Below are 13,866 nucleotides of genomic sequence, written 5' to 3' on the forward strand. Positions count from 1 at the left end.
TCAACGGCCGGCCGCGCCGGACTCCCCGTCCGGCAGCACGCTCAATAGATTCGTCCCCGTACGCGACAGGTGCTGCCGCAGGATGTCGCACGCCAGTTCGGCATTGCGGCCCAGGGCGGCCTGGTAGATGGCCTCGTGCTCCGCCGGCACGTTCCGGTCGGGCGAATTGCTGGCCAGGAACAGGCGGCGGTAGCGGTCGCTCAGGTCATGCAGCGTATTGCAAAAACGCAGCAGCAGCGGCATGCCGCAGGCCGAAAACAAGGTGATGTGGAAGGTGCGGTGCGCCTTCTCCCAGGCCGGCAGCTTGTCGCCGCTGCGGTCCGCGGCCTCGAGCCGGCTCAACCGGTGGTACGCGGCCACCAGCGCATCTTCCCAGTTTTCGTCGCCGCGCCGGATCGACTCGCCCAGGGCCATGACCTCCAGGTTCATCCGCAGGGCCGTGACCTCGCGGAAATCGTCGGCCGAGACCGGCGCCACCCGGTAGCCCTTCTTGTCGTTGGTCACGACCAGCCCGTCGGACACCAGGCGCGTCAGCGCTTCGCGCAGCGGGCTCAGGCTGACGTCGTACTGCTCGCGCAACTCGTCCAGCCTGAGCTTGCTGCCGGGCAGCAGCGTGCCGCCAAGAATCGAACCCCGCAGGGCCTCGACCAGGGTGGTGGACAGCGTGGGGGCGCTTGCGGAAGACGTATCGGTCAGTGTGGTCATGCTGGAACTCGGAATGAAAGCGCGTGGCGCAACGTGCATTCTAGCGGCTTCGATACGTCCTCGTAAGAATTATCGATGAAAACAAAAAATTGAAGAAACAAAAAATAATCGATTACTATATTTAAATCGATCAAGGAGATTTCATGCAGCGCTCGCGTCCCGATCCGGATTTCGTCCAGCAAACCTTCGGCTCCTATGCCGACCCCCTCGCCACCAAGGAAGAGCGCGCCGCCAGCTACCGCCAGATGGCCGGTTTCCTGCCCCCGCGGGTCGAGGCCCGGCTGGACGTGACCGGCGCGCTGGATCCGCTCATGGTGGAGTTGCAGGAGAAGGTCCGGGCGCACGCGCTGGAGACCGCCCATTTCGACGACAAGCAGGTGCAGTTGCTGATCTTCGCCATGCTGGTGGCCGAGCTGAGCGACGCCGCGGTCATCCATGGCGTGGCCGCCCGCCGCGCCGGCGCGAGCTGGCACGAGATGCAGGCCGTGGTGAACCTGGCCTTCGTATTCCGGGGTGTCTCGGCCGCCAACCGCGGTGCCGAGATGCTGATCCGCATCGCCGAACGCGAGCGCGAACTGGCCGCCCAGGCCTGAACAAGGAACCCGCCATGCAAGCCTGCCCCGGCCCGGACCGCGATACCCGCGCGCCCGCCTTCGCCGTGCCCCCCGGCTCCTGCGACTGCCACGCCCATATCTTCGGTCCCCGGGACCGCTTCCCGTTCTCGCCCGACCGCAGCTATACGCCGGAAGACTGCTCGGCCGACCAGTACCGCGACATGCTGGCCACGCTGGGATTCGACCGCGGCGTGCTGGTCCAGGGCGGCGCCCACGGCACGGACAACGCCGCGATGCTGGACGCCATGGAACGGCTCGGCCCCCGCATCAAGGGCATCGCTGTGCTGCCGCCCGGCACGCCGCTGCGCGAGCGCGAGGCGCTGCATGCGCGGGGCGTACGCGGCTTCCGGATGTCGACCGTGGTCTCCGGCGGCGTAGGCTTCGACCAGTTGGAAGCCCTGGCCGCCGAGGCCGACGAAATGGGCTGGCACCTGCTGCTGCACTTTCACCGTTCCGAGGAACTGGTGGCCGTCGCCGACCGGCTGCGCGGGCTGCGTTGCCACTACGTGCTGGATCACCTGGCGCGCATCCGCGCGGACGAGGGGCTGGATTCGGCGTCCTTCGCGACGGTGATGTCGCTGCTGGACACCGACCGCTGCTGGATCAAGCTGGCCAGCCTGTATCGATTGTCCAGCCAGCCCTACCCGCACGCCGACATGCTGCCGATGATCCACCGCGTGGTGGCCGCGCGCCCCGATCGCATGATCTGGGGCAGCAACTGGCCCCATCCCATCCATACCGGCCCGATGCCCAACGACGGCGACCTGGTCGACCTCATCCCGCTCTGGGTACCCGACGCGGCCGACCGCCACCGGATGCTCGTCGACAACCCGCAGGCGCTGTACGGCTTCGAGCCTGTGCCGCGGCAGGCGTGATCCGCGCCCCTTCCCCACCATAAATATCCAGGAGACCCCCCATGCCCTTGAACCCGCGCTTCCTGCTGGCCGCGGCCATGCTTGCCGCCGGCGCGTCCGCCCACGCCGCCTATCCCGAAAAACCCATCACCTTCGTCGTTCCCTTCCCGCCGGGCGGCACGACGGACATCATCGCCCGGTCGCTGGCGGCGCGCCTGGGAACGGAACTCAAGCAGACGGTGGTCGTCGAGAACCGTCCCGGCGCCGGCGGCAACATCGGCGCGCAGGCCGTCGCACGCGCCCAGCCCGACGGCTACACGCTGCTGCTGTCCACCGCCGGCCCGCTCAGCATCAACCAGCACCTGTACAAGAACCCCGGCTACGACCCGGCCACCAGCTTCGCGCCGGTCGCCCTGGTGGCCGCGGTGCCCATCATGCTGGTGGCCAATCCGTCCGCGCCGTTCAAGACGGTGGCCGAACTGGTGGACTACGCGCGCAAGCACCCGGGCAAGCTGTCGTACGGCTCGCAGGGCAACGGCACCACCAGCCATCTCACGATGGAACTCCTGAAGACCCAGGCGGGCATCGGCATCCAGCACATTCCCTATCGCGGCAGCGCGCCGGCGGCGACCGACCTCATGGGGGGCGTGGTGCAGGTGATGTTCGACAATTCCCCCAGCACGCTGCCCTTCGTCAAGGGCGGCAAGATGCGGGCGCTGGGTGTCGCTTCGCCCAGGCGCGTGAAGGGCATGGAGGACATCCCCACCGTGGCCGAGACGCTGCCGGGCTTTGCCTCCGAAGCGTGGTTCGGCCTGGTCGCCCCGGCCTCGACGCCGGCCGCCACGGTGGACACGCTGAACAAGGCCGTCAACAAGATCCTGTCCAGCGCCGACTACAAGCAGGAACTGGCGGCCTCGGGCACCGAGCCGCTAGGCGGCACGCCGGCGGACTTCGCCAAGTACCGCAGTGCCGAAGCGGCCAAGTGGGGAGAAATCGTGCGGGCCGCGGACATCCGCCTGGATTGATCCGGCGGATGCGGCGGGCGCGAGCCTAGCGCTCGTCGCCCAGGAACAGCGCGCGCACCTGGTCCGCGGTCGCCATCCTGCGCCCCAGCGCACCGGCGACCTCGGCCACCTGCCGCACCAGCGCGGCGTTGTCGCCGGCGACGGATCCATCGCGCAAGTACAGGTTGTTCTCGAACCCCACGCGCGCATGCCCGCCCAGCGCGGCCGCCGCCGCCGCGCAGGCGTGCTCGTGGCGGCCGAACGCGCACATGGCCCATGGATGGGCATGGTCGTAGGCGGCCAGGAAAGGCAGCAGGTCGGACGGCGACGAGGTCTGGCCGGCGCTGTAGCGCCCCAGCACGAACAGCACGAACCACGGCGCGTCGGGCACCACGCCCTGGCGGCGGTAGTCCATCCAGCGTTCGACGTCGCCAGTGTCGTACAGGATGACCTGGGTCATGACCCTTTCCCGGGCCAGCCAGGAAAACAGCGAGGCGACGCGGGCATCGGCCTGCGGGCCCAGCGCGATCTCGCGCAGCCCCACGGACACGGCCTCGGGCTTGACGGCCATCACCGAGGCGACCTGTTCGTCGGGAGCGTACACGCCCGCGGCTTCCGTGGTGATCTGCACCACCAGTTCGTTGCCCACGGCCTGGCGCACGGCGCGCGTGGCGGCCAGGTAGGCCTCGGGCTCCAGGCTGTGCGACTGGTCGGCCTTGCGCACGTGCATGTGCAGCATGGCCGCGCCGGCGTCCAGGCAGCGCTTGGCGGTCTCGGCCAGTTGGCCGGGGGTGACCGGCACCGCGGCGTGGTCGGCGGTCTTCTTGTAGGCCCCGTTGGGCGCCACGGTGACGATCAGCGGGGCATCCAGGCTGGACGGGGCGGAAGCGGGCATGTTCATTTTTCCTTCTCTCAGGCGCCGACCGGCTCGCGCATGGTGACGAACTCCTCGGCCGCCGTCGGGTGCAGGCCTATGGTCTGGTCGAACTGCCGCTTGGTCGCGCCGCATTTCATCGCGATGGCCAGGCCCTGGATGATTTCGGGGCCATCGGGGCCGACCATATGGCAGCCCACCACCCGGTCGCTGGCGTCGTCCACGACCAGCTTCATCATGGTCTGTTCGTCGCGGCCCGACAGCGTGTTCTTCATCGGCCGGAAGCGCGAACGATAGACGCGGACCTTGCCGTAGCGCTTGCGGGCATCTTCTTCGGACAGGCCGACCGTGGCCACCGGCGGCTGGCTGAATACGGCCGCGGGCACGTTCTCGGCATCGGCCTGCATGGGATTGTCGTTGTACAGCGTCTCGGCCAGGGCCCGCCCTTCGGCGATGGCCCAGGGCGTCAGGTTCAGGCGGTCGGTAACGTCGCCGACGGCGTAGATGCTGGGCACGCTGGTGCGCGACTGGCCGTCCACCTTGATCTCGCCGCGCTCGCCCAGCGCCACGCCGCAGGCCTCCAGCCCCAGGCCGCGGGTATTGGGCGCGCGGCCCGTGGCCATCATCGCCTGGTCGACCATCAAGATCTCGCCATCGTCGATCTGCACGGCGATGCGGCCGTCGCGCCGCGCCATTCCCACCACGCGGGTGTGCGGCCGGATGACGACGCCGCGCCGCTGCAGCCCTTCGGCCACGGTCTGGCGGATGTCCTGGTCGAATCCGCCCAGCACCTGGTCGCGCCGGATGGCCAGGGTCACGCGCGCGCCGGCGCCGCGGAAGATGCCCGCGAATTCCAGCGCGATATAGCCGCCGCCCACGATCAGCACGTCATCCGGAAGCTTGTCCAGCGACAGCGCCTCGTTCGAGGTGATCGCCAGTTCGATGCCGGGGATGTCGGGCAGCACGGGATGGCCGCCGGTGGCGATCATGATGCGCTCGGCCGTATGGCGCTTGCCGGCGACCTCGACCGTATGCGGGTCCACCACTACGGCCCGGCCTTCGATCAGCGTCACGCCGGCCTGGTCCAGCATCCGGCGGTAGATGCCTTCCAGGCGATCGATCTCGCGGTTCTTGGCGGCCACCAGGGCGCCCCAGTCCAGGCTCGCGTCCGGGACGCTCCAGCCGTAGCCGGCCGCGTCCTGGAAGGCATCGGCGAACTGCGAGCCGTACATCAGCAGTTTCTTGGGCACGCAGCCGCGGATGACGCAGGTCCCGCCCACCCGGCCGTCCTCGCAGATCGCCACGCGGGCGCCGTACGACGCGGCCCGGCGCGAACCGGCCACGCCGCCCGAACCGGCGCCAATGGTGATAAGGTCGTAGTCGAACGCAGGCATCAGGCAGGTCTCCGCGACAAGATCGTATACGTAGGCCCTGGATCATAACCCGCACGGCCCACGCCGCCGAACCCCATGACCGACCCCCACCGAGACATTTCCGCCCCCACGCTGGACTACTACGAACGGAACGCCGCCGCCTTCTGGGAGGGCACGCGCGACCACGACGTCGGGCAGAACATCGACGCGCTGCTGCGGCACCTCGCCGCGCCCCCGCCCCTGGCCATCCTGGACTTCGGGTGCGGGCCGGGCCGCGACCTGAAAACCTTCCGCGAGCGCGGCCACGAGGCCGTGGGCCTGGACGGCTCGCCGTCCTTCGCCGCCATGGCGCGCTCGCACAGCGGCTGCGAGGTATGGTGCCAGGACTTCCTGGCGCTGGACCTGCCCGCCGGCCGCTTCGACGGCATCTTCGCCAACGCCTCGATGTTCCACATCCCCAGCCAGGACCTGCCGCGCGTGCTGGCGGCGCTGCGCGGCACGCTCAAGCCCGGCGGCGTGCTGTTCTGCTCCAACCCGCGCGGCAACAACGAGGAAGGCTGGAACCGGGGCCGCTACGGCGTCTACCACGACCTGGAGCAATGGCGCCGCTACCTGGACGCCGCCGGCTTCGACGAACTCGAACATTATTACCGGCCCGCCGGCCTGCCCCGCGCCCAGCAACCCTGGCTCGCCACGGTCTGGCGGCGCCGGGCCGCGCCGATGGAGTAGACTCGGCCCCCTTCGCCCTTGCCTTTTCCCGCCGTGACGACTGCCGACGACATCCTGCACTGGAACGATCCCGAACCCCGCGAGGCGGCATGGCTGTCGGCCGGGGGGCATCCTCCTCCCCGGCGCGTCGCGGCCGCCGACGACCGCATGCCGGCCGACCAGGCATACCGCCTGGCCTGCGAAGGCACGGCGCTGTTGTGGCGCGGCGACTTCCAGAACGCCCGCCTGTTGCTGCAGGCCATGGCACGGCGAGCGGACCGCCGGCCGTTCAAGCCGGGCGCGACCATCACCCAGACCTTCCATCTGTACCGGCAGGCCCAGTTGCAACGGGCACGTGCGCTGGGCATGCTGCTGGTACCCCTGGACGCGGATTTCGGCATTCCGCTGCGGCGGGCGCCCGACGTGCGGCAGGCCTGCCGGGAAGCCTACGGCGAGATCGGCCGCGACGCCGTGGTCTCGCTGCGTGAATTGCAGGGCGTGGTCGGCGCCCACGAATGGCGCAAGAAAGGCGTGCCCGTGGCGGCGCTCGGCGCCCGCATCCATCCGCATCACGGAGTCTTCTCGCCGATACGCGGCGAATACGTGGATCTGGTGGCCCAGGCGCCGCTGCCCGGCCAGGACACCGCCTTCGACATCGGCACCGGCACCGGCGTCCTGGCCGCCGTGCTGGCCCGGCGCGGCGTGCGCCGCATCGTGGCGACCGACACCGATCCCCGCGCGCTGGCCTGCGCGCACGAGAACATCGACCGGCTCGGCGTGGCGGACCGTGTCCGCGTCGAAGCGGCCGATCTCTTTCCCCCGGGCCGCGCGCAACTCATCGTCTGCAACCCTCCCTGGGTGCCCGGCCCCGCGCACGCAGGCCTGGACCGCGCGGTCTTCGACCCCGACAGCCGCATGCTGCGCGGCTTCCTGGCCGGGCTGGCCGCACATCTGGCACCGCAAGGCGAAGGCTGGCTGATCCTGTCGGACCTGGCCGAACACCTGGGCCTGCGCTCCCGGGACGAACTGCTGTCCCTGGTGGAGAACGCCGGCCTGCGGGTGATCGACCGGATCGAGACCCGCCCCCGCCATCCCAAGGTCCGGGACGGGAACGACCCGCTGCACGCGGCCCGGGCCGCCGAAACCACGGCGCTGTGGCGGCTCGCGGCGCGCTAGACGAACCACTTCCACGCACGCACCAAGGAGCTTCCATGATCAAGCACATCGCCATGTGGCGCTTGAAACTCGAGGAAGGCGAGACCCGCGAATCGGTCTTCGCCATCATCCGCGAAACCATCGCGGCACAGCGCGGACGCATCCCGGGCCTGCTGGAATCCGAGGCGGGCCTGAACTTCAGCACGTCCAGCAAGGCGCTGGACGTCGTGGTCTACACGGTATTCACCGACCGCGACGCGCTGCAGGCCTATCACGCCCATCCGGTCCACATGGAAACGCGCGCCAGGATGGATCGCTATCTCAGCTCCGGCTGCATGGTCGACTACGAAATCGCCTGATTCCCTCGCCGCGCCCACGCCCGAGGCGCGGCTCCCCTCCCCCTTTCGGCCTAGTTCCGGCCCGCCGTTTGCCATATTCAGCGGCCTGCGGTTCCTCCCTACCATCCCCTGCACGAACCCCTGATCCGATTCGGACCGCGGTTCAACACCAGTCCGCGTCGCACGGCCCACCCTCTTTCACCAGGATGGTCCGCGCGCCGCGCATTCATGGCATGCGCCCCCAGGGGGGGGGACGTCAGGGAGCACGATGATGAAACTGTTTTCCAGGAATGGATTGATGGCGCTGCTGGTCGCGGGATTCCTCGCGGGCTGCGGCGGGGACGGGGCGGTCACCTCGAGCGGCGGAGGCGACCCGGGCACCCCGCCGCCGCCCGACCCCTACGCCGACAGCACCGCCAAGCCGCCCGCGCCGATCACCGATCCCACCATCACGGCGGCCGGGTCCGTCGCCGCTAGGACCGATGGCAGCGGCCTGTTCGACATCAACATCGCGGGTTTCGCCGCGCCGACCGCCACGACCTTGTCGGCCCGGCAGTTGTCCATGCGCTCCGGTCCCAACAAGTTTGCGGCCACCCGCGCGAACCTGACGCGCGCGGGCGTTCCCGACCTGGAAGCGGATGACTTCGTCGTGGTGGAGAACGGCATCGTCAAGGGCCACACCGTGCGCCGCATCGGCGAGGATTCGACGCGAGCCAAGGCGGACGTGGTGTTCGTGTTCGACACGACGGGCAGCATGAGCGGCGCCCTCAAGAGCGTGCAGACGTCCATCATCGAGTTCGCCGACTTTCTCGGCAAGAGCGGCCTGGACGTCCAGCTGGGCGCGGTCACCTTCGGCGATGCGTTCGACACCAAGACCACCGGCTCCCCGCGCCTCGGCACGGGCAGCACCCAGCCGCCGGCCTTCGACCCGAGCGAACGCCAGGTCTTCGCGCCCACCACCGATTTCGCCAAGTTCAAGCAGTTCATCACCGAGGAAACCGCGACGGGGGGCGGCGACGGCCCCGAGAACGGAGTCGGCGCACTGCAGTTCGCCTACGACAAGACGCCCTGGCGTACCGGCGCACAACGCGTGCTGATCGTGGTCACCGATGTGGTATCGCACAACGGATCGACCTATTCCGAGGCCAGCATCAGCGGTCGCTGGATCCCTCCTCTGGCGGCCGATCTCATCACCAAGCTCAAGGGCAAGGCTGTCGTGCACGTGGTATCGCCGGCGATCGACAATCCGCGGCAGCACACCGACATGAAGGTTTTCGCGGGCGCCGCGGGCACCGGCGGAGCCTACTTCGAATGGGACGAAAAGGAATTCAGCCTGATCGACCTGCCCATCGCCGAAGTCGCGGCCGGCGGCTACATCGTCACCTATCGCGGCAAGGCGGACGGCAAGCCCAAGACCGTACGCGTGGTCATCAACAACGGCACGGACATCCGCGGGGAGATCACGCTTACGGCGGAGTATTGAGCCTCGGGGGGTCTTGAAGAGCGGAAATATTCGCAGATTCAGATTGATCACGAACCCGCGATATTGGGGATGGTACGGAGTTCGCGCCATCCTTCGCCAGGGTCATACTGGTGTTGGGTGCAGTCATTTGCCGCTCTGTCGAGCGGCTTTTTCTTATGAGGACCTGGCGGCGCCCGGGTAACCCAGGCGATGGGACAGGGTTGCGGCGGCCTGGCGGACCGCGGTGGCTATGGGGCCGGCGGGGTCGGAATCGAAGCGGGCGCTGTTGCCCAGGGCGGTGATGGCCAGCACCATGCGCGAGTCGTAGTCGAAGACGGGGGAGCTGACCGAGTCCACGCCGGGCAGGACGTCGCCGGTGACTCGGCCCAGGTGCAGCGCGCGCACGCCGTCCAGCAGTTCCGCGACTTCCCGGTCGTCCGAGGGGTATGCGCCCTCGGCCGCCCGCTCCTTCAGCTCTTCCTCGACCAGCGACGCTGTCAGCGGCGGCTCCATGAAGGCGGCGAACACCCGCCCGGTGGCCGACGACAGCAACGGCAGGACCGACCCGGGGCGCACGTTCACCATGACCGGCCGGGGCGAGTCGCGCCACTGCACCACGGTGGGCCCGCGGTTGCCCCAGACCGCCGCCAGCACGGTCTCGCCCAGCGCGTTGCTGAGCTCGTCCAGCAGCGGCGTGACCAGCCGGACGGCGTCCAGGGAGGCCAGGCTGGCCAGGCCGATGCGCAGCGCGCCGCGCCCCAGGCTGTAGCGCCCCTGCGGATCCTGCTCCACGTAGCCGCGCTTGACGAAGCTGGCCAGGTAGCGATGCACCTTGGCCGGATGCATGCCGGCCGCCAGGGCGACTTCCTTGAGCATCATGGGGCGAACGACGTCGGCGAAGGCGTCGAGCACCGTCAGGCCGGTTTCCAGCGCCTGCACTCCGCTGCCCGCGCGCGCGGGCGCCTCGTCCTCGCCCGCGTCCGTTCTTTCCTTGGTGGCCACGCCGCCCTCGCACGATTACGTTTAACGTAATCCTAGCACGCATGACGTAATTACTTGACGCCGCAGCCAACAAAAATTACGCTTAACGTAAACGTATTACTTTCAACGTAAATCCCGCTCCCCTACCGAAGACGACCATGACCACGCCTGCCCACCCCGCCGAAACCGCCGCCAGCACCGGCTACATGTCGGGCTTCGGCAATGAGTTCGCCACCGAAGCCCTGCCAGGCGCCCTGCCCGTGGGACGCAACTCCCCGCAACGCGCCCCTTACGGACTGTATGCCGAGCAATTGTCCGGCACGGCCTTCACCGCGCCGCGCAGCCACAATCGCCGGTCGTGGCTGTACCGGATACGTCCCGCCGCGGTGCACCTGCCCTTCGAACCCATGGAAAGCCCGCGCCTGGTGAGCGATTTCAGCCAGGTACCGCCGACTTCGCCCAACCAGTTGCGTTGGGATCCTCTGCCCATGCCGCAGGCGCCGACCGATTTCGTCGACGGCTGGATCACCATGGCGGGCAACGGTTCGGCCGACGCCATGCAGGGCTGCGCCATCCACCTTTACGCCGCCAACCGCTCCATGCGGGACCGCTATTTCTACAGCGCCGACGGCGAACTGCTGATCGTGCCGCAGCAAGGCCGCCTGCGCATCGCCACCGAGCTGGGCGTGATCGACCTCGAACCGCAGGAGATCGCGGTCGTGCCGCGCGGCTGCCGCTTCCAGGTGTCGCTGCCCGACGGCGAGGCACGCGGCTACATCTGCGAAAACTTCGGCGCACTGCTGCGCCTGCCGGACCTGGGGGTGATCGGCTCCAACGGCCTCGCCAACCCGCGCGACTTCCTGACGCCCCGCGCCGGCTATGAAGACCGCGAAGGCCGCTTCGAGCTGGTGGCCAAGTTCGGCGGCCGCCTCTGGCGCGCCGACATCGGCCATTCGCCGCTGGACGTCGTGGCCTGGCACGGCAACTACGCCCCCTACAAGTACGACCTGCGGCGCTTCAACACCATAGGCTCGATCAGCTACGACCATCCCGATCCGTCCATCTTCCTGGTGCTGCACGCCCCCAGCGACACCCCGGGCGTGGACTCGCTGGATTTCGTCATCTTCCCGCCGCGCTGGCTGGCGGCCGAGGACACCTTCCGCCCGCCCTGGTTCCACCGCAACGTGGCCAGCGAATTCATGGGCCTGGTGCACGGCGCCTACGATGCCAAGGCCGAGGGCTTCGTGCCGGGCGGCGCCAGCCTGCACAACTGCATGACGGGCCACGGCCCCGACGGCGACACCTTCGAGAAAGCCTCGCGCGCGGACACCTCCCGGCCGCACAAGGTCGGCGATACGATGGCGTTCATGTTCGAGACCCGCCACGTCATCAAGCCCACCCGCTACGCGCTGGACACGGCCCAATTGCAAAGCCAGTACTTCCAGTGCTGGCAGAACCTGACCAAGCATTTTTCCCCGGAGACCCGATGAACCCCGCCGATCCCACGATCGCCCCCGGCCTGAAAAGCTGGGTCGAGTCGGCCAATGCCGCCGACAGCCACTTCCCCATCCAGAACCTGCCCTACGGCGTATTCAAGCCGTCCGCGGACGCCGACGCCCGGGTGGGCGTGGCCATCGGCGACCAGATCCTGGACCTGGCCCGCCTCGAACAGACCGGCCTGCTGCGCACGCCCCGCCCCCTGTTCGCCGCGGGCAGCCTGAACGCCTTCATGGCCGCCGGCCGGGACACCTGGCGCAGCGTGCGCGGCCAGGTCAGCACGCTGCTGGCCGCCGATACCGCCACCCTGCGCGACGACGCCGCGGCGCGCGCCCGGGCGCTGGTGCCGCAGGCAGGCGCCACGTTGCTGCTGCCGGTCGAGATCCCCGGCTATACCGACTTCTATTCCTCGAAGGAACACGCGACCAACGTCGGCGCCCTGTTCCGCGATCCCAAGAACGCGCTGCTGCCGAACTGGCTGGAGATCCCCATCGGCTACAACGGCCGCGCCTCGTCGGTGGTCGTCAGCGGCACGCCCGTGCGGCGTCCCAACGGGCAGATCAAGCTTCCCGACCAGGAAAGGCCGGTGTTTTCGCCCTGCCTGAAGCTGGACTTCGAACTGGAGACCGGCTTCTTCGTCGGCGTGCCCAACGGCATGGCCGAACCGGTGTCCAGCGACGAGGCCGAATCGCGCATCTTCGGCATGGTCCTGCTGAACGACTGGAGCGCCCGCGACATCCAGGCCTGGGAATACGTGCCGCTGGGCCCCTTCAACGCCAAGGGCTTCGCCACCACCATCTCGCCCTGGGTAGTCACGATGGACGCCCTGGCCCCCTTCCGCACCCGGCAGCCCCGCCAGGAACCCGAACCCCTGCCCTACCTGCGCCACGACGGCCAGCACGCCTTCGACATCCACCTGGAAGTCTCGCTGCGCCCGCAAGGCCGGGAACAGGCCGCCACCCTCGCCGCCACCAACTTCAAGTACATGTACTGGACGATGGCTCAGCAACTGGCGCACCATACGGTGTCCGGCTGCAACACCCGGGTGGGGGACCTGATGGGATCCGGCACGATCAGCGGGCCCGACGCCGGCTCGTACGGGTCGCTGCTGGAACTTACCGTCAACGGCAAGCATCCGGTGGACATCGGCGGGGCGACCCGCGCCTTCATCGAGGACGGCGATGAAGTCATCCTGACCGGCTGGTGCCAGGGCGACGGCTACCGCGTAGGCTTCGGCTCGTGCGCCGGCACCATCCTGCCCGCTTTGCCCTAAGCATGACAATTCCAAGGAGACAAGCATGAAAAATACGTGGACGACGGCACTGGCGGCTTCGACGCTGGTCCTCTGGACCGGCGCGGCCGCGGCGGCCGACGCCTATCCCTCCAAGCCCGTCCGTTGGATCGTTCCCTACGCGGTGGGCGGCGGCTCCGACTTCCTGGCCCGCACCATCGGCGCCCAGTTGTCCGAGATCATCAAGCAGCCCGTCGTGGTCGACAACAAGCCCGGCGGCAACACGGCCATCGGCGCGGTCGAGACGGCGCGCGCCGCGCCCGACGGCTACACGGTGCTGTCGGCCGACAACGGCACGCTGGTGTTCAACCCCGCCCTGTACAAGAACCTGAGCTACAACCCCACGCGCGACCTGGCGCCCGTCACGCTCATGGGCAAGTTCCCCATGATCCTGATCGTGGGGCCGAGCACCGAGTTCAAGGACGCCAAGGATTTCATCGCCAAGGTCAAGAGCCAGCCTGGCAAGTACAGCTACGCCTCGGCCGGCGCGGGCAGCCCGCACCACCTGGCCATGGAGCTCTTGAAGGAACGCACCGGCATGCGCATGCTGCACATCGCCTATCGCGGCGCCGCGCCCGCGCTGGTCGACGTGGCGGGCGGCCAGTTGCCGGCCATGATGACCGACCTCGCCGCCGGCAACGCCTTCATCAAGGGCCACAAGGTCCGTCCGCTGGCCGTGGCCAACCCCACGCGCCTGCCGCAGTTGCCCGACGTGCCCACCTTCGCGGAACTGGGCATCCAGGGCGTGGAAGCCTCGGCCCAGGTCGGCATGGTCGCCCCCGCGAACACACCGCCCGAGGTCATCGCCACGCTGCAGAAACAAGTCACCGCCGCCATCAAGACCCCGGCCGTGAACAAGAAGCTGGTCGAGTTCGGCATCGAGCCCGTCGGCAGCACGCCCCAGGAATACGCCGCCCTGGTCAAGAGCGAAAGCGACCTCTGGCAAAAACTGATCCGCGACCTCAAGATTACCCTGGACTGATTCGCTACCACCCAGGATGCGGCGGATC

Annotated in this window: 14 protein-coding genes; 10 read left to right on the plus strand and 4 right to left on the minus strand. The window is 68.8% G+C overall.

Features of this window, described 5'->3' with window-relative positions:
* On the minus strand, nucleotides 1-705 hold the full coding sequence (locus tag N5K27_RS20445) for a GntR family transcriptional regulator (protein WP_087841229.1): 705 nt from the start codon (nucleotides 703-705) through the stop codon (nucleotides 1-3).
* Between the two features lie 143 nt (nucleotides 706-848).
* On the opposite strand from N5K27_RS20445, the gene N5K27_RS20450 reads away from it, so the two are divergent.
* The 3 genes from N5K27_RS20450 to N5K27_RS20460 are packed head-to-tail and all read left to right on the plus strand — an operon-like array spanning nucleotide 849 to nucleotide 3,198.
* The gene (locus N5K27_RS20450; protein ID WP_087841228.1) at nucleotides 849-1,298 is read left to right on the plus strand and encodes a carboxymuconolactone decarboxylase; all 450 of its coding nucleotides are present in this window, start codon (nucleotides 849-851) and stop codon (nucleotides 1,296-1,298) included.
* Nucleotides 1,299-1,312: 14 nt separating this feature from the next.
* Nucleotides 1,313-2,194 (plus strand): amidohydrolase family protein, encoded by an 882-nt coding sequence (locus tag N5K27_RS20455; protein ID WP_087841227.1) that lies wholly within the window; start codon nucleotides 1,313-1,315, stop codon nucleotides 2,192-2,194.
* Between the two features lie 41 nt (nucleotides 2,195-2,235).
* The gene (locus tag N5K27_RS20460) at nucleotides 2,236-3,198 is read left to right on the plus strand and encodes a tripartite tricarboxylate transporter substrate binding protein (protein WP_087841226.1); all 963 of its coding nucleotides are present in this window, start codon (nucleotides 2,236-2,238) and stop codon (nucleotides 3,196-3,198) included.
* Between the two features lie 25 nt (nucleotides 3,199-3,223).
* Here N5K27_RS20460 and N5K27_RS20465 read toward each other — a convergent pair whose 3' ends face one another.
* The gene (locus N5K27_RS20465; RefSeq protein WP_087841225.1) at nucleotides 3,224-4,078 is read right to left on the minus strand and encodes a 3-keto-5-aminohexanoate cleavage protein; all 855 of its coding nucleotides are present in this window, start codon (nucleotides 4,076-4,078) and stop codon (nucleotides 3,224-3,226) included.
* Nucleotides 4,079-4,089: 11 nt separating this feature from the next.
* Nucleotides 4,090-5,445: a glutathione-disulfide reductase gene (gor, locus tag N5K27_RS20470; protein ID WP_279818416.1), complete on the minus strand. Its 1,356-nt coding sequence runs from the start codon at nucleotides 5,443-5,445 to the stop codon at nucleotides 4,090-4,092.
* A 75-nt stretch (nucleotides 5,446-5,520) separates the two neighbouring features.
* Between gor and N5K27_RS20475 the strand changes: the two genes are divergently transcribed.
* From N5K27_RS20475 to N5K27_RS20490, 4 genes are all read left to right on the plus strand, one after another.
* On the plus strand, nucleotides 5,521-6,153 hold the full coding sequence (locus N5K27_RS20475; RefSeq protein ID WP_087841223.1) for a class I SAM-dependent methyltransferase: 633 nt from the start codon (nucleotides 5,521-5,523) through the stop codon (nucleotides 6,151-6,153).
* 54 nt (nucleotides 6,154-6,207) lie between these two features.
* Nucleotides 6,208-7,308: a class I SAM-dependent methyltransferase gene (locus N5K27_RS20480; RefSeq protein WP_279818462.1), complete on the plus strand. Its 1,101-nt coding sequence runs from the start codon at nucleotides 6,208-6,210 to the stop codon at nucleotides 7,306-7,308.
* Between the two features lie 35 nt (nucleotides 7,309-7,343).
* A complete protein-coding gene (locus tag N5K27_RS20485) occupies nucleotides 7,344-7,646 on the plus strand; it encodes a Dabb family protein (protein ID WP_087841222.1) in 303 nt (100 codons plus the stop codon).
* Nucleotides 7,647-7,893: 247 nt separating this feature from the next.
* Nucleotides 7,894-9,108 carry a VWA domain-containing protein gene (locus N5K27_RS20490; RefSeq protein WP_279818419.1) on the plus strand — a complete coding sequence of 405 codons (1,215 nt, stop codon included), beginning with the start codon at nucleotides 7,894-7,896 and terminating at the stop codon, nucleotides 9,106-9,108.
* A 153-nt stretch (nucleotides 9,109-9,261) separates the two neighbouring features.
* Here N5K27_RS20490 and N5K27_RS20495 read toward each other — a convergent pair whose 3' ends face one another.
* Complete coding sequence (locus tag N5K27_RS20495; RefSeq protein WP_087841220.1) at nucleotides 9,262-10,089, minus strand: IclR family transcriptional regulator; 828 nt, start codon at nucleotides 10,087-10,089, stop codon at nucleotides 9,262-9,264.
* A gap of 137 nt (nucleotides 10,090-10,226) precedes the next feature.
* On the opposite strand from N5K27_RS20495, the gene hmgA reads away from it, so the two are divergent.
* The 3 genes from hmgA to N5K27_RS20510 are packed head-to-tail and all read left to right on the plus strand — an operon-like array spanning nucleotide 10,227 to nucleotide 13,838.
* Nucleotides 10,227-11,558, plus strand: a complete 1,332-nt coding sequence (gene hmgA / locus N5K27_RS20500; protein ID WP_087841219.1) for a homogentisate 1,2-dioxygenase — start codon at nucleotides 10,227-10,229, stop codon at nucleotides 11,556-11,558.
* Nucleotides 11,555-12,838: a fumarylacetoacetase gene (gene fahA / locus N5K27_RS20505; RefSeq protein WP_279818422.1), complete on the plus strand. Its 1,284-nt coding sequence runs from the start codon at nucleotides 11,555-11,557 to the stop codon at nucleotides 12,836-12,838. The genes hmgA and fahA overlap by 4 nt, the downstream gene beginning before the upstream one ends.
* Before the next feature lie 25 nt (nucleotides 12,839-12,863).
* Nucleotides 12,864-13,838 carry a tripartite tricarboxylate transporter substrate binding protein gene (locus N5K27_RS20510; RefSeq protein ID WP_279818423.1) on the plus strand — a complete coding sequence of 325 codons (975 nt, stop codon included), beginning with the start codon at nucleotides 12,864-12,866 and terminating at the stop codon, nucleotides 13,836-13,838.
* The last annotated feature ends 28 nt before the right edge of the window (nucleotides 13,839-13,866 follow it).

The sequence above is a fragment of the Pigmentiphaga sp. GD03639 genome (assembly GCF_029845405.1).
Classification (GTDB): domain Bacteria; phylum Pseudomonadota; class Gammaproteobacteria; order Burkholderiales; family Burkholderiaceae_B; genus Pigmentiphaga; species Pigmentiphaga daeguensis.